15 protein-coding genes and 1 tRNA gene are annotated in these 15,752 nt (G+C 59.0%); 8 read left to right on the top strand and 8 right to left on the bottom strand.

All coding sequences use genetic code 11. From position 1 onward, the window contains the following. The first annotated feature begins 41 nt into the window (after positions 1-41). A tRNA-Ser gene (locus tag ACVW0C_RS02260) sits at positions 42-126 on the top strand. 607 nt (positions 127-733) lie between these two features. Here ACVW0C_RS02260 and ACVW0C_RS02255 read toward each other — a convergent pair. Beyond that, positions 734-1,090 carry a hypothetical protein gene (locus tag ACVW0C_RS02255; RefSeq protein ID WP_457384199.1) on the bottom strand — a complete coding sequence of 119 codons (357 nt, stop codon included), beginning with the start codon at positions 1,088-1,090 and terminating at the stop codon, positions 734-736. 43 nt (positions 1,091-1,133) lie between these two features. After that, positions 1,134-3,545: a DEAD/DEAH box helicase gene (locus ACVW0C_RS02250; protein ID WP_457384198.1), complete on the bottom strand. Its 2,412-nt coding sequence runs from the start codon at positions 3,543-3,545 to the stop codon at positions 1,134-1,136. A 195-nt stretch (positions 3,546-3,740) separates the two neighbouring features. On the opposite strand from ACVW0C_RS02250, the gene ACVW0C_RS02245 reads away from it, so the two are divergent. Genes ACVW0C_RS02245 through ACVW0C_RS02235 form a run of 3 tightly spaced genes read left to right on the top strand, consistent with a single transcriptional unit; the run spans position 3,741 to position 5,780 of the window. Then, complete coding sequence (locus ACVW0C_RS02245; protein ID WP_011433980.1) at positions 3,741-4,394, top strand: anthranilate synthase component II; 654 nt, start codon at positions 3,741-3,743, stop codon at positions 4,392-4,394. Next, a complete protein-coding gene (locus tag ACVW0C_RS02240) occupies positions 4,391-5,209 on the top strand; it encodes an MBL fold metallo-hydrolase (protein ID WP_414331279.1) in 819 nt (272 codons plus the stop codon). The genes ACVW0C_RS02245 and ACVW0C_RS02240 overlap by 4 nt, the downstream gene beginning before the upstream one ends. A gap of 4 nt (positions 5,210-5,213) precedes the next feature. After that, positions 5,214-5,780 carry an ankyrin repeat domain-containing protein gene (locus ACVW0C_RS02235; protein ID WP_414416676.1) on the top strand — a complete coding sequence of 189 codons (567 nt, stop codon included), beginning with the start codon at positions 5,214-5,216 and terminating at the stop codon, positions 5,778-5,780. 10 nt (positions 5,781-5,790) lie between these two features. Here ACVW0C_RS02235 and ACVW0C_RS02230 read toward each other — a convergent pair whose 3' ends face one another. Next, positions 5,791-6,768 (bottom strand): deoxyhypusine synthase family protein, encoded by a 978-nt coding sequence (locus ACVW0C_RS02230; protein WP_457384197.1) that lies wholly within the window; start codon positions 6,766-6,768, stop codon positions 5,791-5,793. 267 nt (positions 6,769-7,035) lie between these two features. Between ACVW0C_RS02230 and ACVW0C_RS02225 the strand changes: the two genes are divergently transcribed. From ACVW0C_RS02225 to ACVW0C_RS02215, 3 genes are all read left to right on the top strand, one after another. After that, the gene (locus ACVW0C_RS02225) at positions 7,036-9,138 is read left to right on the top strand and encodes a HAMP domain-containing sensor histidine kinase (protein WP_457384196.1); all 2,103 of its coding nucleotides are present in this window, start codon (positions 7,036-7,038) and stop codon (positions 9,136-9,138) included. A gap of 200 nt (positions 9,139-9,338) precedes the next feature. Then, on the top strand, positions 9,339-9,698 hold the full coding sequence (locus ACVW0C_RS02220) for a DUF4126 domain-containing protein (protein ID WP_457384195.1): 360 nt from the start codon (positions 9,339-9,341) through the stop codon (positions 9,696-9,698). 15 nt (positions 9,699-9,713) lie between these two features. Continuing rightward, positions 9,714-10,031: a hypothetical protein gene (locus ACVW0C_RS02215; protein WP_011433986.1), complete on the top strand. Its 318-nt coding sequence runs from the start codon at positions 9,714-9,716 to the stop codon at positions 10,029-10,031. 35 nt (positions 10,032-10,066) lie between these two features. Here ACVW0C_RS02215 and ACVW0C_RS02210 read toward each other — a convergent pair whose 3' ends face one another. The 4 genes from ACVW0C_RS02210 to petG form a co-directional block, all read right to left on the bottom strand. Next, entirely contained in the window at positions 10,067-11,104 is a 1,038-nt protein-coding gene (locus ACVW0C_RS02210; protein ID WP_457384194.1) for a hemolysin family protein, read from the bottom strand. Beyond that, a complete protein-coding gene (locus ACVW0C_RS02205; RefSeq protein ID WP_187147237.1) occupies positions 11,097-11,261 on the bottom strand; it encodes a hypothetical protein in 165 nt (54 codons plus the stop codon). Before ACVW0C_RS02205 ends, ACVW0C_RS02210 begins: the two co-directional genes overlap by 8 nt. Before the next feature lie 144 nt (positions 11,262-11,405). Further along, positions 11,406-13,034, bottom strand: a complete 1,629-nt coding sequence (locus tag ACVW0C_RS02200; RefSeq protein ID WP_457384272.1) for a bifunctional pantoate--beta-alanine ligase/(d)CMP kinase — start codon at positions 13,032-13,034, stop codon at positions 11,406-11,408. A 63-nt stretch (positions 13,035-13,097) separates the two neighbouring features. Further along, entirely contained in the window at positions 13,098-13,211 is a 114-nt protein-coding gene (gene petG, locus ACVW0C_RS02195; protein ID WP_011433989.1) for a cytochrome b6-f complex subunit V, read from the bottom strand. Between the two features lie 461 nt (positions 13,212-13,672). Between petG and ACVW0C_RS02190 the strand changes: the two genes are divergently transcribed. Next, positions 13,673-15,049 (top strand): 2-succinylbenzoate--CoA ligase, encoded by a 1,377-nt coding sequence (locus tag ACVW0C_RS02190; protein WP_457384193.1) that lies wholly within the window; start codon positions 13,673-13,675, stop codon positions 15,047-15,049. Here the strand turns inward: ACVW0C_RS02190 and ACVW0C_RS02185 are convergent. Further along, positions 15,046-15,639 (bottom strand): J domain-containing protein, encoded by a 594-nt coding sequence (locus ACVW0C_RS02185; protein WP_011433991.1) that lies wholly within the window; start codon positions 15,637-15,639, stop codon positions 15,046-15,048. The genes ACVW0C_RS02190 and ACVW0C_RS02185 overlap by 4 nt on opposite strands. Positions 15,640-15,752: the final 113 nt, after the last annotated feature.

Genomic DNA, 15,752 nt, shown 5'->3' with positions numbered 1-15,752 from the left:
GACTTTTTAGCTCTCTGGAAAGTCGCCCCTATTCTCAATCTGGAGAGATGGCCGAGTGGTCGAAGGCGCAGCACTGGAAATGCTGTGTGGGGCAACTCACCGTGGGTTCGAATCCCACTCTCTCCGCTGGAACTTGTTTGTGAGAGCATGCCTCTAACCCCCAAAACCCTGAACTTTGCTGAATTTACTGAGCTTTAGGCGGTTTGGCAAAAGTCATTGAGAGGGATATAGTAGACCAAGTTTCCCCCTGATCCTTGAGTCCACCGCAACGGTTGCCGGGAAGTGAAGGGGGAAAGCGCTCGGGGGGTATTCCTCAGGGCTTTGCGGGATACCGCCTTCCTGCTCAGAGATAGGCAGGATGCGATCGCTTCTTTCCTGAACCATGTTCAGGAGAGTTCAGCGTGAATGTATCAGCAACTCACCGTGGGTAAGGCCATCCGGCCCGCTGGCGCGACCGAATCCCACTCTCTCCGTAATCCGATAACGTCCACTGAAGTCCAGAAAGCCCTTACCCAGCAAGGCTTCTGGGCTTTTTAGTGTCCACGATAGACCGGGGAAACCCACTGTAATCCAGGCTAAAGTGGGACACAATAGGGGATATAACAGACGGGGTGGGACATGGCCCTGTCAGAGATGGCCATTCGGAATGCCAAACTCAAGGACAAGCCGTACCAGTTGCCGAATAGAGAAGCAAGGCCATCCTGCCTGCCGAAGTTTTTGCCGAACCAGCTGACTATAGACTAACGGCCAACCGTAGGACGATGCCGACAAGAGCTACGGTGGCAGCTCCAATCAAGGCAAAAGCCAGGTTAACCACTTGGGCACTAGCCTTTTGATAGGTGTCAATTCGTTCTAGGATCACCCGGTTTTCTATCCCCTGCTCGGCCCAACGTCTCTCCTGCTCAGCCCAACGTCTTTCCTGCTCGGCCCAGCGCTTTGCTTGATCGGCTGCCAGGGCTTCTAGCCGCTCGTTGGTTCTGGAGACATCCTGCCGGAGTCCTTCCACATCCTGTCGGATCTCTTCCACATCTTGCCGGATCTCTTCAATAACACTCAACACATCCCTGAGGGTGGGTTCACCGGCGGGCATCATAGAGCTGCAACCTCACTGAACAGCAAACGGTCTGAGCTCGCTAGATCAACTCGCTCACCGGGAAGCGATCCAGCATTTTTTGGGCTTGACGGGCATTTTCCCGTAACTCCGCCGGCAGATGGGGAACATAAGGGATCTGAGAAAGCAAATCCAGCGTGCGGCGGATCAGGCGCACCAGGTCTCCGGCATCTAGGTTGGTGCTGGCTTCCAGGGTCTCCCAAGGGATCCCTTGAGCCCAATGTTCGACGATCCCGGCCAAGCTGGGCTCAAACCCGATCGGCACATGAAACACCTGGTGTTGCCGTTGGCTGCGGAACAGCTGCCGCCGTAAACCCCGCAATCCGTGCAGCACATCCTCCACCAGCCCCGAGGTGCGCAGCCGGCTGTAGGTACCTGAACGGGGAGCCTCTGAGACCAAGGCAGCCACAACTCCGGCCAAATGATGGGGAGCACAGCCCTGACACTCACCCGAGAGCAGAGCCAGCGCCAGCCAGAGCTCGTTATCCCCCCGCAGCGCGGCCACCACCTCTCCGCTATCGGTAGGTTGATACTCTTGCAGACAGTTGAAATCCTGCAACACCCCCACCAAGGCCATAAATTGCTGCCAGCGCAGCTCCTGCACGGAATCGCTCTGCCGCTCCAGGTGCTCGAGGCGCTTGAGCAAGCGCTGTCGTTTTTCTCGCAAACCCAGCAATTTTTTCCCCACTTGGTGAGCGGGATTCTCTCGGATTTGAGCTTCTAGGGCACGGATTTTTTCCTCTTGGGCTTGGATGTGGGGAAAAGCCAACAGCCGCAAGGTGGGATCCGGCTCAGCTTCCCGTTGTTTGAGCAAGTAGCGCAAAATGCGTCGTTCTTCCCGCCGTTGCGCCTGCATCTTCTCATAGCGGGCGATATCTTCGTCGGCAATGCCTCCCAAGAGACGGTCGATCTCCTCCAGCTCGGCGCGCGTGTGCAGGATCTCCTGTTGTTCGGGCAACTTTTGCAACGAGAGCAAATACTGGCCGAAGCTGCGGTTGATCAGATCCCGTGCTGCTTCCAAAGAGTGCTTTTGCAGCAGGTTCAGCACCATGCCATAGGTGGGGGTAAACTGGCTCACCAAGGGATCCGCTCCAGAGGTGGCCAGCCGCGCAGCTTCTTGGGCCCCCTCAAACGGGGATTGCACCGTCACCACATGGCCGATGATGTCCTTGCCCCGCCGTCCGGCTCGGCCCGACATTTGCATGAACTCAGAAGCGGTCAAGAGGCGGTGGCCCGTGTCGGTGCGCTTGGAAAGGGAAGAGATCACCGTGGTTCGCGCAGGCATGTTGATCCCGGCGGCCAAAGTCTCAGTGGCGAAGACCAGCTTCACTAGCCCCTGCTGAAACAGATGCTCCACCAGTCCCTTCCAGGCAGGCAACATGCCGGCATGGTGAGCGGCAATACCCCGGTAAAGGGCATCCAACTGATCTCGGCGGACAGCTTCGGGCGTTTCTCGACAAAAGCGGTCGATCTGCTCGGCCAACTGCTGCCGTTCTTCCTCGCTGGCTACCAAGTCCAGATCCCTTACGCTGGCCACGGCCATATCACAGCCTTTGCGACTGAAGATGAAATAGATGGCCGGCAGCATGTCCCGCTGGCGCAAGTTTTCCAACACCTGCGCTATGTCCGGCACTCCTGCCCAGGAGGGCTCGTGGGAGTTGGGCCGTTTGCTTTTCAAGCGGCGGTTGCGAACCCACTGCCCCGACTCGGTTTGCTCCAGCAGGGGGAACAGCCCTTTGCGATTGGCAAAGTGAAATTGCAGCGGCACCGGGCGGTGGTTGGAGTCGATCAGATGGGTGGGGCCATGCACCTGGTTCATCCAATCGGTGAGCTGGTCGCTGTTGGCCAAGGTGGCAGAAAGGGCAATGAGCTGGATCGTGGGGGGGCAGTAGATGATCGCTTCTTCCCAGACGGTGCCCCGCTGCTGGTCGTTCATGTAATGGCATTCGTCCAGGATCACCGCCTGCACCTCTCGCAAGGGATCCCGACTCAGGGCCTCCGCCTCCTCCCAAGGTTCCATCCCATCGCCGGAGGCTCCTCTCTGAACGGCCAGAGAGAGCGGCGTGCCATAGAGCATGTTGCGGAAGATCTCGGTGGTCATCACCAAGATCGGCGCCTCCCGGTTGATGGAGATGTCGCCGGTGAGCAGGCCAACCTGTTCTGGGCCGAATTGCTGGCCAAAATCCCGGAACTTTTGGTTGGAGAGGGCCTTCAGGGGCGTTGTATAGAAAACCCGCTTGCCCTGGGATAGGGCCCGATAGATGGCATACTCTCCGATCAGGGTCTTGCCGGATCCCGTGGGAGCACAGACCACCACCGATTCCCCAGCAGCCAGAACCTGAATGGCTCGGATCTGAAAGTCGTCCAGCTCGAAGGGGAAAAGCTGCCGCAACTCGTCCAGCAAATCGGTTGCCGGGGAGAGAAGCGCACTCATGGGATCCAAATCAACATTGGGAAACCTGGAAACCCGCCCAATTCACTGCTTCCTGTGGGTTGTACCTTCTAGGATACAAGCTTTCTTGGGGCGTCGACTGCTCCCCTGCAAAAAGCGCCAGTTACTCTGCTTCTTTGGATCAAGAACAGCAGCTCAAGCAAGTGCTAAAATGGGGTGCCGTTGCCGGATGCTATCGTGCTGGTCGTCATCGACAACTACGACAGCTTTACCTACAACTTGGTGCAGTACCTGGGGGAGTTGGGAGCTCAGCTTCAGGTTTTTCGCAATGACCAGCTCTCCGTTGACGACCTGCGCCGAATGCAGCCGCAAGCTGTAGTTATCTCTCCTGGGCCAGGGCGGCCGGAAGATGCCGGGATCTCCCTGGAGTTGATTCGGGAGCTGGGGCCAGAGCTGCCGATTTTGGGGGTTTGTCTGGGGCACCAGTGCATTGGCCAGGTCTATGGTGGTCAGATCGTGCGCGCACCTGAGCTGATGCATGGCAAAACCTCGCTCATTTACCATCGAGGGGTGGGGGTGTTTGAGGGGTTGAGCCAGCCTTTCACGGCCACCCGCTACCACAGCTTGGTGATCGAGCCTTCTACGTGTCCTGACGAGCTGGAGGTGACGGCTCAAACAGGCGATGGGATCATCATGGGGGTACGCCACCGCCGCTATCCCCACGTTCAGGGCGTGCAGTTCCACCCGGAGAGCATCTTGACTGCAGAGGGCAAGCGCTTGTTGAGCAACTTCCTGCGCAGCGCCAAAGCCTCAACTGCTGCTCAGCCCAATGTTTCGCAGAAACCTCAGGAAACCGTTGCCGTTGTTACATCAGGGATCCCCACTCCATGAAGCGTCGCCAGCTTCTGCAAGCCAGCGCTGGGCTGCTGGGATCGATGGCCGTGAACCTGGCCAGAGGGCGCAAAGCGGGCGCTCAGACAGCGCCGGCACAAGGTTCGGAAACGCCAACAACCCCAGGGTCTATAGAGTTCACTCCCGGCTCCAGCTCGCAGGGGCTGCAACTGACTTGGCTGCACCACAGTTGTGTTTTGTTCGAGGGGGAGGGCCGACGGTTTCTGGTCAACCCGTTTCGGCCGGCGGGCTGTACGGCTGGCTATCCTGCCCCACGAGTTGCTGCCGATCTGGTGTTGCTCAGCAGCCGCTTGTTGGATGAGGGTGCTTTGGATGTGGTGCCCGGCAACCCCAAGGTGCTGTTTCAGCCGGGAGACTATCTGATTGACGGGATCCGGGTGCAAGGAGTACGCATGCCCCGTGGCCCTCGCTTTGGCGTAAACGTGGGTTGGCGCTGGCGCATGGCTGGGATCGACATTGTCCATTTGGGAGGGGCGCTGCAGCCAATTACGCGGGAGCAGTCCATCCTGCTTGCTCGTCCCGACCTGTTGCTGGTGCCAGTGGGGGGTGGGCCGAAAAATTACGATCCTGCTGGGGCCAAGGCGGCCATTGAAGCGCTGCAGCCCAAGCTGGTCATCCCCACCATGTATCGCACGGCCGCCGCTGAGGAATCCCAATGCGAGCTGCTGCCGCTGCAGGAGTTTTTGCGTCTCTTCCCCGCTGCTGCCCCGCAACCTGCCCTCAGCAACCCGTTGCTGCTCTCGGCCCAGGCTCTGCCCAGGCAGGGGCTCGCCATCCTTTTCTTTGAGGAATAGGGCTATGCGAGGTCAGGTCCTAAAAATCGCTGTCGGACTGGGATCCCTGCTAGTGGGGGGTCTGGGATTCTATGGATACTCCCTACCAGAAGATCCACAAGCCTTGGCCCAAGCCAACCCGCTGCGGCTGCAACTGGCTCTCTGGCTGGGGAAAGACGCCAACGCTGTCGATGAGCGGGGCAAGACAGCCCTGTTTTTCGTGGAGAGCGGCCTCAACGCCCGTCTTTTGCTGGCAGCGGGGGCGGATCCCAATCGACCGGACTATGGGGGAGCCAGCCCACTGCACCAAGCGGCTCGCCTGGGCAACCCTGAGGTTACGAAAGCCCTGCTCCAGGGAGGGGCCGAGGTGAATGCTCGTTTTGGCGCCGGTGGCCTTCCCCTGCATTTTGCCGCTTGGTCCGGCAACCCCGAGGTCGTTCGGCTGCTGCTGGAACATGGCTCCGAGATCGACGAGCCGGACGGCTACGGCCTCACGCCCCTGCGCATCGCCCAGGATCTGCGCCGCTGGGAAGCTGCGATCCTTTTGTCCCGCTGGCCCCGCTCCGCCTCAACCGACGGGCATACAGATTGATTCCCCTTCTCTACCACCCCACCACCCAGGCGAAGATCAAAGGCGCCACGATGGTGGCATCCGACTCGATGACAAATTTGGGGGTGTCGATCCCCAATTTGCCCCAGGTGATCTTCTCATTGGGCACTGCCCCCGAGTAGGAACCGTAGCTGGTGGTGGAGTCGCTGATCTGGCAGAAATAGCCCCACAGGGGTACGCCCTGGCGACCCAGATCTTGATGGAGCATGGGCACCACACAAATGGGGAAATCCCCAGCAATGCCGCCGCCAATTTGAAAGAAGCCGATGGAGCACTCCGCCGAGGTGTGCGTGTACCAGTCCGCCAGGTGGATCATGTACTCGATCCCTGTGCGGACGGTATGCACATTGCGGATCTCACCCGTGATGCAGTGGGCGGCATACATGTTGCCGGTGGTGGAGTCTTCCCATCCCGGCACATAGATGGGCAAGTTGGCCTCCATAGCCGCGTAAACCCAAGAGTCCCGCGGATTGATCTGGTAGTAGGGCTCCAGCCGGCCACTGCGCAGAATCCGGTAGAGAAACTCATGGGGAAAATAGCGCTCGCCCGCCTGATCGGCGCCGATCCACTCTTCCAAAAGGGCTTTTTCCAAGCGCCGCATCGCCTCCTCTTCGGGAATGCAGGTATCGGTTACCCGGTTCAGGTGCCGCTCCAGCAGCTCCTGCTCCTGCTGCGGGCTAAGATCGCGGTAGTGGGGCACGCGCTCGTAGAAGTCGTGGGCGATGAGGTTGAAGATGTCCTCTTCTAGGTTGGCGCCGGTGCAGGAGATGGCGTGCACTTTGTTCTGCCGGATCATTTCCGCTAGGGAAAGGCCCAGCTCCGCTGTGCTCATGGCGCCGGCCAGGGTCACCATCATTTTGCCGCCCTTTTCCAGGTGAGCACAGTAGCCCTTGGCCGCATCCACCAGCGCGGCGGCGTTGAAGTGGCGAAAGTGATGCTCGATAAATTGGCTGACAGGGCTGTTGGTCACGATTTTTCCGGTCCCTCTGACCTGGTGAAGCACGGTTTTCTAGTCTATCAACTTTAGGGGCGCTGACAAGCTTTGCTTGGGGATACCTTTATCGGTATTGGCAACCATTCCCCTGCAGGTCGGCTGGAGCAGGTTGCGTTGCGAAGCCGGGATCCCATACCGGTTCTCACCCGGCCTTGGCTGAGACAAAGGGATCGCCTGCCCATGTCAGAATGGTGGCGAATCACCGCCCTATATCCGTTCACGCTATCTGTTCACGTTGGGTTCATGCCTCCTGTCAGCACTGTCGAGCCAGCCGAGCCCATTGCCGAAGTCCAATCTCCTGAGCTGGCTTCTTCTCCTGCCGAGCCATTGCCTGGCGCTGTGGACATGTCAGTGCCAACAACGACCGGGATCTCTATGGGATCCCTGCGGCGCTGGTGGGCGCGATGGAAGCAAAAACTGCGGTTGGAAACTCAGTTGCTCTTTGTGGCAACGCTGGTGGTCTCATTGGTGGTGAGCAGTTTTACCTTCTGGGCCGTCAGCACTGTGCAGCAGGATGCCCGCTTCAACGAGGCCCGCTTTGGCCGGGATCTGGGGTTGCTTTTGGCGGCCAATGTCGCCCCCCTGATTGCGGAAGATCGCATTGGCGAAGTCGCCCAACTGTCCCGCCAGTACTTTGAGAGCACCAGCAGCATCCGCTATTTGCTCTACGCCGATCCCGAAGGAAACATCTACTACGGGATCCCGTTTTCCAACCAAGAGGTGAAAACCTCCCTCAGCCTCACCCGTCGCATGCAACTGCCGGACAATCGCCCCCCTGCTGAGGGCCAACCGCTGGTGCGCACCCACCTTACCCCTGCCGGGCGGGTGACGGATATTTTTGTCGGCATCTATCATCAGGGCCGCTTTTTGGGCACCCTCGGCCTGGGGATCAATCCCAATCCTGCCCTGGTGCGCTCCACACAATTGGCGCGGGAGGTCTCGATCGGGGTGTTTTTGGCGGTGTGGGTCTTGGCCATCCTGGGAGCGGTGGTCAATGCCCTCACCATCACCTATCCCATCAAAGAGCTGGTCAAAGGTGTCCAGGAGATCACCAAAGGTAACTTCAAGCAGCGCATCGACCTGCCCTTCGGGGGAGAGCTGGCCCAGCTCATCGACAGCTTTAACGAGATGGCGGAGCGGCTGCAAAGCTACGAAGAACAGAACATCGAGGAACTGGCTGCCGCCAAAGCCAAGTTGGAGACCTTGGTCTTCTCCATCGTCGATGCTGCCATTTTGCTGGATGCCGAGTTGCGGGTGCTGCTGCTCAACCCTGCCGCCTCCCGCATGTTTGGCTGGGAAGGGGATCCCGTTTTGGGCAAACCCTTGCCGGAGCTGTTGCCGGAGGATCTGCGGCAGCAACTGGCCCGCCCCCTGATGCAAATTGCCCGCGGGGATCAAGAAGCAGAGGAAGTTCGCGTCAACCTCACCGGCCCTACCAAGCGCGTCATTCGCATCCTGCTTTCTCCGGTGTCGGATCCGCGTCGGCAAAATCTCAAGGGGATCGTGATGACGGTGCAGGACATCACCCGCGAGGCAGAGCTCAACGAAGCCAAGGCCCAATTCATCAGCAACATCAGCCACGAGCTGCGCACCCCCCTCTTCAGCATCAAGTCTTTTATCGAGACCCTCTACGAGTACGGCGAGCAGATGTCCCCCGCCGAGCGGCAGGATTATCTGGAAATTGCCAACCGCGAAACCGACCGCCTCACCCGCCTGGTCAACGATGTTTTGGATTTGTCTCGTCTGGAATCGGGCAAGCAGTACCACTTTGAGGGCGTCGATATCTCGGCGGTGATCGAGCAAACGCTGCGCACCCATCACCTGCAGGCCCGCGACAAAGGGATCCAGTTGCGCAAATTCGTTGATCCCGATCTGCCTTTGGTGTGGGGCAACTACGATCTGCTGCTGCAGGTGATGACCAATCTCCTGGGCAATGCCCTCAAGTTCACCCCCTCAGGGGGCCTGGTGACGGTACATGCCCACCTGGTGGTTCAGGCGGATGGATCCCCGCAGGCAGTGCGGGTGGCGGTGGCCGATACAGGCATTGGCATTGCCCCAGAAGATCAGGAGCGGATTTTCGACCGCTTTTTCCGTGTCGAGAACCGGGTCCACACCCTAGAGGGCACCGGCCTGGGGTTGGCCATCGTGCGCAACATCCTGGAGAAACATCGAACCCGCATCTGCCTGGAGAGCAAGCTAGAACAGGGATCCACCTTCTGGTTCGATCTGCACCTGTACACTGAAGAGGGACCGCTGGAGTTCGAGGTTCAGCCAGCCGAGACGGATCCCCCCAGTTGCGCTTGGCGGGAGCATGCCTCTAACCCCCAAAACCCTGAACTTTGCTGAATTTACTGAGCTTTAGGCGGTTTGGCAAAAGTCATTGAGAGGGATATAGTAGACCAAGTTTCCCCCTGATCCTTGAGTCCACCGCAACGGTTGCCGGGAAGTGAAGGGGGAAAGCGCTCGGGGGGTATTCCTCAGGGCTTTGCGGGATACCGCCTTCCTGCTCAGAGATAGGCAGGATGCGATCGCTTCTTTCCTGAACCATGTTCAGGAGAGTTCAGCGTGAATGTATCAGCACTCCCATCAACGCTGAGGATATGAAGGGCATACCGGCCATTTTTTGGGGGTTGGGCCTCAGTTTCGCATTTTTGTGCCACACTGGTGACCTCTACCACCACACAGGGGGGCTGGGCAACCCGCTGTTGGCCACCGGTGAAGACGTCACTTCTCTGCTGCTGGCGGTGGTGGCGGTGCTGGCCCCTTGGCTGGCAGTGCTGCTGATGGGTTTGCTGGTGTACTGGCTGGGCAAACGGGCGTTGAAACTGGGGTTCCGCAGCAGAAATGTCGATCCCCAGTCTCAGGGATCCCCGCCGACGGCTGTTCTACACTGGAGAAGGTTTTAACTGGATGGTTTTGCCATGCCGCCTCGCTGGCCCCGGAAGCCCTCCCGTCGGGATCCCGAATTTCGCAAGCTGGATGATCGCTATACCTATGCCGCCCACCTGTCTGTTTTCCTCTGTAGCGGGTCTGGGCTGGTGTTTTTTCAGCAACTGTACCGCGCGGATTGGCCGTGGCTGGTGCCCCTGTTGGGCTGGTGGGCTTTGGGGCTAGGGATCCACAGCTTCTGGATCTTTTTTGTGGCCCGCTATCCCGTCGAGGCCGGCTTTGGGGAGCTCACTCCCGGCGCGCACGAAAACCCAACAGCCGCGGAGACGGATCCCTCCAGAGCCAGCTAGGACTTAGAGAGGGGATGATCCCCTTGCTCCTGTTCTCAGCCAGGGGAGGTAGAAGCTCCACCTGGTCGCCGCTGCCGCTGCAGCAGCAGGGGGGAGAGGTCGCTCTCGTCGTAAATATCGCCCACCAGCTCCTCCAAAATGTCCTCCAGCGTGATCAGGCCGGTGGTGCCGCCAAACTCATCCACCACAATCCCCAGGTGTTGGCGAGAGCGCAGCATTTCCTTGAGCAACAAGCTGACCCGCTTGGTGTCCGGCACAAAAAAAGGCGGTGCCATCGCCTGGGTCACTTCGGCATTGCCTTTTCGATCCAGATGGCGCAGGGCTTGCTTGAGGTGGATGATGCCGACGATCTCATCCTTGGATTCTCCCTGTACGGGGATGCGGGAGTAGCCCGTTTCCAAACAGAGCTTCACCACATCCTGCAGTGTTTTGTCGTGGGAGATGGTCTCCATCTTGACTCTGGGCTTGGCCACATCCCGCGCTTGGAGTAAGTCCAAAGCCAAGGCACCGCGGAACAGCCGCCGTTTTTGCCAATCCAGCAGCCCCCGCTGCCCCAACACATCGATCAGCAGCTCCAAATCCTTGAGAGAAGCGGTGGCCGTCAGGGGGGAGAATTCCAATAGATTGAAGAGCCTGCTGACAACCCACTCAAAAGCGTCGCTAAAAGGGCGCAGCAGCACCGATAGGACATGAACAGGCCGCACCACCCAGCGGAACACCCCTAGCGGATGGCTCACCGCCAAGGACTTTGGGGCTACTTCTCCAAAGAGGAGCACCACAATTGTGGTGGGCACGGTGGCGGCCAAAGCTCCAATCTGGGTTCCCAACAGTTCAATAGAGAGGGTTGTGGCCAGAGCAGCAATGCCGATGTTGACAAAGTTGTTCACCAGCAACAGGGTGGTGATCAGCCGCGAGCGCTGTTGTTGGGCCAGTCGATACAAGCCCTGCGGATCCCCTTGCTCTTCGATCAGAGATTCCAGGCGCAGGTTGTCCATGGCCGTGATGGCGGTTTCGGCCCCAGAGCAAGCTCCTGAGAGGAGCAGCAGAAAGGCCAAGAGAAAGACATTAACCATAGCGCTCCGTTCGCGACGGCGGAACGGGATACAGGTAGCATTGGCTCATCGAGAGAAAAGCGGGTCGGCCTATTTCCATCATCAACGGGATCCCCTCCGGCACCTCAACACCTCGGTGGTTTTGCCAAAGTTCATCACTCAACCCATAGCTCGGCATCCGTGCCCCCTCATCAACTGCATCTTCAACGAAAATCTTCAATGAGAAATGAGAGAGGGATCAAGCTGTTCAAACCGGCCAGCTCCCTGAAAATCATGCGGAAATCTGACTTGTCCCGTTGATTTAGTCTTGATTGAGTCAAAGCTACTGATCTAAACGGGCCGGGCCAGATCGCTCCAAAAGCTGCCGGTACAACGTTACAATTTTGTCTTCCACCTCGGATTGGCTCAGGTGATCTGTGTCGATCAAGATGGCATCGGGGGCAGGCCGCAAAGGAGAAATCAGCCGTTCGCTGTCGCGGCGATCCCGCTGCTCGATTTGCGCCTTCAATTCTTCAAGGGGTACCATTTGCCCTTGAGCTTGGAGTTGGTGTTGCCGACGCTGCGCCCGCTCCCCAACAGAAGCGGTCAAGAAAACCTTCAGCTCTGCATCAGGAAAGACGTGGGTGCCGATATCCCGCCCCTCCAAGACAGCACCGCCATCCCGGCCAATACTGCGTTGCCGCTTCACCAGCTCCTGGCGTACTCCCGGCACTGCCGCCACGTGAGAGACCCAGCGGGTCACTTCCGGAGAGCGAATGGCCTGGGTAATTTCTTCGCCATCGGCCCAGATGCGGGTCGGCTCTGTCGAAGAGGTGCCGCTCTGCAGGGTGAGCTGGGTTTGGGCGGCCAGTTGGGTGAGTTGCTCGGCATCGTCCAAAGGGATCCCCCGTTGCAGTGCCAGCCAGGTGATGGCTCGATACATGGCCCCCGTGTCCAAGTACAAAAGCTGCAGCTGGGCGGCTACTGCCCGCGCCACGGTGGATTTTCCGGCTCCAGCCGGGCCGTCGATGGCAATCAGCGGGCGACGCGGGGGAGAGGTCGTGCCGGAAGAGGGCGGTGCCGCATGCTGGACTCTCTCCGGCGAGGGATCCCCTTGCTCTGGGGAAAGGAGCAGGTTGTCGATCAGGCGAGTCTGCCCCACATAGGCAGCAATGGCCAGCAGGCCCTTGTCTTCCACCCGAGGCAGCGGCTGTAGCGTTTGGGGATCCACCAATTCCAGGTACTGCAGTTGCAGCTCTGGGGTATGCTCCAGCTCAGCACGGGCGGCGGCAAGGATCCCTTCTGCTGAGGGATCCCCGGCCCGCCAATGGTCATATCCTCGACGCAAGGCCCGGTATAGCCCGGCGGCCACCTGTCGTTCAGCAGCAGAAAGGTAGCGGTTGCGGGAGCTACAGGCGAGGCCATCGGCTTCTCGCACCGTGGGGCAGGGAACAATCGTGGTGGGTATTTGCAGATCCCGAACCAAACGCTGAATGATCGCCAGTTGCTGGGCGTCTTTTTGGCCGAAGTAGGCCCGCTGCGGCTGCACCAGGTTCAGCAGTTGCAGCACAATGGTGGCTACACCGCGAAAGTGGCCAGGTCGGTGGGGGGCGCAGAGGGTCTGCAGAAGGGATTCGGGGGGCATGACCCAGGTGCGGTCGCTTCCGGTTGCGGGGTCGGCTCCCATCTCCTCCGGGTCGGGCGCAAACACCACATCTACATCTGCTGCCTCGCACAAGGCCCGATCCCCCTCCTCGTCGCGGGGATAGCGATCCCAGTCTTCGTTGGGGCCAAATTGCAGCGGATTGACGAAAATGCTGACCACCGTGTGGTCACACTCTTGCCGGCAGCGGCGGATTAGGCTGAGATGGCCCTCATGCAGGGATCCCATCGTGGGCACCAAGCCAACTGTGGATCCCCGCCAATTGGCTACCTGCTCCCGCAAAGCAGCGACTGTGCGCAGCCAGTGCATTGCCATGCCACCTCAATCTCTCTCTCCCCTATGGGTTTTCTCCAACCCCCCCAAAGGCTGCTCCTACAGGCCGATCTTGTTGCTGCGTTGATACTGCCTGTAGGCTGCCACGAATAAGCCCGCCAAGGTGACCACCACCATGCCCAAGACGATCCCCAACAAAATCGGCTCGATCACAACACAGACCTCCCAGTTCAAACCTAGATCATGATAAGCCAAGCCCAAACCCATCCTCACCCTTTCCTGTCAAGGGAATTGAGCGGGCATCCTCGAATACTATGCAGGGGATCCGCGAAGCCGTTGAGATGGCATACCCATAGCCCATGAGGTCAATTGTCTTGTCCGGGGATGGCGGAGACTTGAAGGAGCATGACTCTAGTCAATAATAAGCTCAACTATACTGAAAATAATGTATAATATGTTCAGTACGGATTACTACCAGTTGATCTTTCTGTTTACTTTCGAGTCTGCCAACATGGTAGCCAAAGCAAAGCAGAAAATTGGTAGTAAGACGACACGGAAACTGCGCTTTGGGTATTCTACTCAAAGCTTTGCGGGATACCGCCATTCTGTTTGGAAACAAACAGAATGCTATCGCTGCATAGTTGAACAGTGATGTTCAGCAGTGTTCAGCGTAAATGTATCAGTGCCTGTCCAAACTGGAAGAGCAACTGCGCCCTTTGGCAGACAAGGCCGTTCCCCTGCTGGTGGCGGACTCGCATCCAGTGCAGGTGTGGGCGGCAGTTTTGACCTGCCAACGCTTGGGGATCCCGCTGTTCCTGGGTAATCCCCACTGGGGAGAACGGGAATGGGGACAGGCTTTGGCGGATATGGGATCCGGCTGGTGGTGGCGACAGGGACGGCTGGAAGGGGATCCCGCCCCCTTGAATCCGCGCCTTCGAGAGTTGCGGGAAGTTTTGCCCAGCTCCCATTGGCCGTTGATCGGCATCCCCACCGGTGGCTCCGGCGGCCAAGTGAAATGGGCCCTGCACTCTTGGCTGACCCTCAGTGCCTCGGCAAAAGCCCACCAACAGCACTTTGCCGTTGGGCCTGTACACAGCTATTGCCTTCTGCCCTTGTACCACGTCAGCGGCTTGATGCAGGCAGTCCGCTCCTGGCTGAGCGGTGGGCAGTGGGTTGTCTGGGATTGGAAACGGCAACAGCAGGCCAAGGCTTGGGATCCCCCTTTGCCGGGGAGCTTTCTATCGCTGGTGCCCACTCAGTTGCAACGGCTGCTGCTCAGCGCCCATCCGGGAGTTTTGGAGAGCCTGCGCCAATTTCGGGCCATTTTGGTCGGCGGTGGCCCCACCTGGCCCAGCTTGCGGCAACAGGCCCGGCAACTTCACCTTCCCCTTGCCCTCACCTACGGTATGACCGAGACCGCCTCCCAGGTGTGTACGTTACTGCCAGAAGCCTTTTGGCAAGGGAGCGACAGTCTGGGTCGGCCTCTGCCCCACGCCACGCTCCAGATCCGCAGCGAAAAAGGGGATCCCCTGCCCAGCCATGCTGTGGGCTACATTCACATTCAGGCAGAGTCGCTGGCACTGGGCTACTACCCGCACCTAAGTGCTACGCACCGCTTGCGCGAAGGGCAACAGCAAGGCTTTACCCCCGGCGATTTGGGCTATCTAGACCGACAGGGATCCCTCTATTGGTTAGGTCGAGCCGATGACCTAATCCTAACCGGCGGGGAAAAGGTGATGGCTGCAGAAGTGGAAGGGGAGATCCGAGCCAGCGGCTGGGTGGAAGATGTGTGCGTGTTGGGCCTACCGGATGCCGAATGGGGGCAGCAGGTGGTGGCGGTGGTCGTCCCCAAAACAGGGATCCCGGCAATCCCCAAAGAGCTGGAGATGCACCTGAAGCAACACCTAAGCCGCCAACTGAGTCCCTTCAAGCATCCGAAGCACTGGCTGTGGTGTACCGGGATCCCACGCAACCCTCAGGGCAAAGTCAACCGCCAACAACTCCGGCAGTGGGCAGCTCAGACGTTGGGGATCCCAACGCAGGCAAGTTAGCGGGATCCCTCCCGAATGCCCAGACGGGCTAAATCTCGCTTGATTTCAAAGGCCAATTCTCGGTTGTGCGGCTCCGTGGCCAAAGCTTTTCTCAAGTAGGCTTCCGCCTGCTGATAGCGCCCCTCGTAGATCAAATGGTTGCCGAAGCGCTGGTAGGCCAACGCCAAGATGTGGATGGCCTCGCTGGAGTTGGGAAACCGTTTCAGCAGCGCCTCCGCCTGGGCCACCGCCGTGGGCAACTTCCGCTCCCGCCAGGCTGCCTTGACGCGGGCAATCCCCTCCTTGAGCCCTTCCGGATTGGGCTGCTCTGCCGATGAGGGGCCTATGCTGCGAATGACCACCCGCCTTTCGCCGGCAGCAGGAGAGCTGGGTGGAGATTGACGTTGTGCAGATTGACGTTGTGCATCGTAGCGCCGCCGCTGCTCAGGGTCGCTCAGCACTTGGTAGGCTTGGTGGATTTGTTGGAAACGCTCTCGGGATCCCTCCCCTGCCACATCAGGGTGAAACTGCCGCGCCAACCGTCGAAACGCCTGTTTAATCTCTTCAATGTCCGCTGCAGGAGATAGGTTCAGGATCGCGTAGTAATCCATAAACAGTGGCGAAGTCAAGGGAGCGGGAAAAGACTTGACCGAAAACCAGCTCTAGTCTACCCCTGTAGCCCCGGCTTGACTAAGGGATCCCACCAAGCGCTTGGTTCTCCCGC

It is taken from the genome of Thermostichus sp. OS-CIW-26 (assembly GCF_054058395.1).
The sequence above is the reverse complement of the archived record's forward strand: the minus strand, read 5'-3'. Positions and strand labels throughout refer to the sequence as shown.

Coding starts and splice junctions, on each gene's coding strand:
- ACVW0C_RS02255 (WP_457384199.1), bottom strand. CDS start 1,090: ATGCCCGCCGGTGAACCCACCCTCAGGGATGTGTTGAGTGTTATTGAA.
- ACVW0C_RS02250 (WP_457384198.1), bottom strand. CDS start 3,545: ATGAGTGCGCTTCTCTCCCCGGCAACCGATTTGCTGGACGAGTTGCGG.
- ACVW0C_RS02240 (WP_414331279.1), top strand. CDS start 4,391: ATGAAGCGTCGCCAGCTTCTGCAAGCCAGCGCTGGGCTGCTGGGATCG.
- ACVW0C_RS02235 (WP_414416676.1), top strand. CDS start 5,214: ATGCGAGGTCAGGTCCTAAAAATCGCTGTCGGACTGGGATCCCTGCTA.
- ACVW0C_RS02225 (WP_457384196.1), top strand. CDS start 7,036: ATGCCTCCTGTCAGCACTGTCGAGCCAGCCGAGCCCATTGCCGAAGTC.
- ACVW0C_RS02220 (WP_457384195.1), top strand. CDS start 9,339: ATGTTCAGGAGAGTTCAGCGTGAATGTATCAGCACTCCCATCAACGCT.
- ACVW0C_RS02215 (WP_011433986.1), top strand. CDS start 9,714: ATGCCGCCTCGCTGGCCCCGGAAGCCCTCCCGTCGGGATCCCGAATTT.
- ACVW0C_RS02210 (WP_457384194.1), bottom strand. CDS start 11,104: ATGGTTAATGTCTTTCTCTTGGCCTTTCTGCTGCTCCTCTCAGGAGCT.
- ACVW0C_RS02205 (WP_187147237.1), bottom strand. CDS start 11,261: ATGCCGAGCTATGGGTTGAGTGATGAACTTTGGCAAAACCACCGAGGT.
- ACVW0C_RS02200 (WP_457384272.1), bottom strand. CDS start 13,034: ATGCACTGGCTGCGCACAGTCGCTGCTTTGCGGGAGCAGGTAGCCAAT.
- ACVW0C_RS02190 (WP_457384193.1), top strand. CDS start 13,673: ATGTATCAGTGCCTGTCCAAACTGGAAGAGCAACTGCGCCCTTTGGCA.
- ACVW0C_RS02185 (WP_011433991.1), bottom strand. CDS start 15,639: ATGGATTACTACGCGATCCTGAACCTATCTCCTGCAGCGGACATTGAA.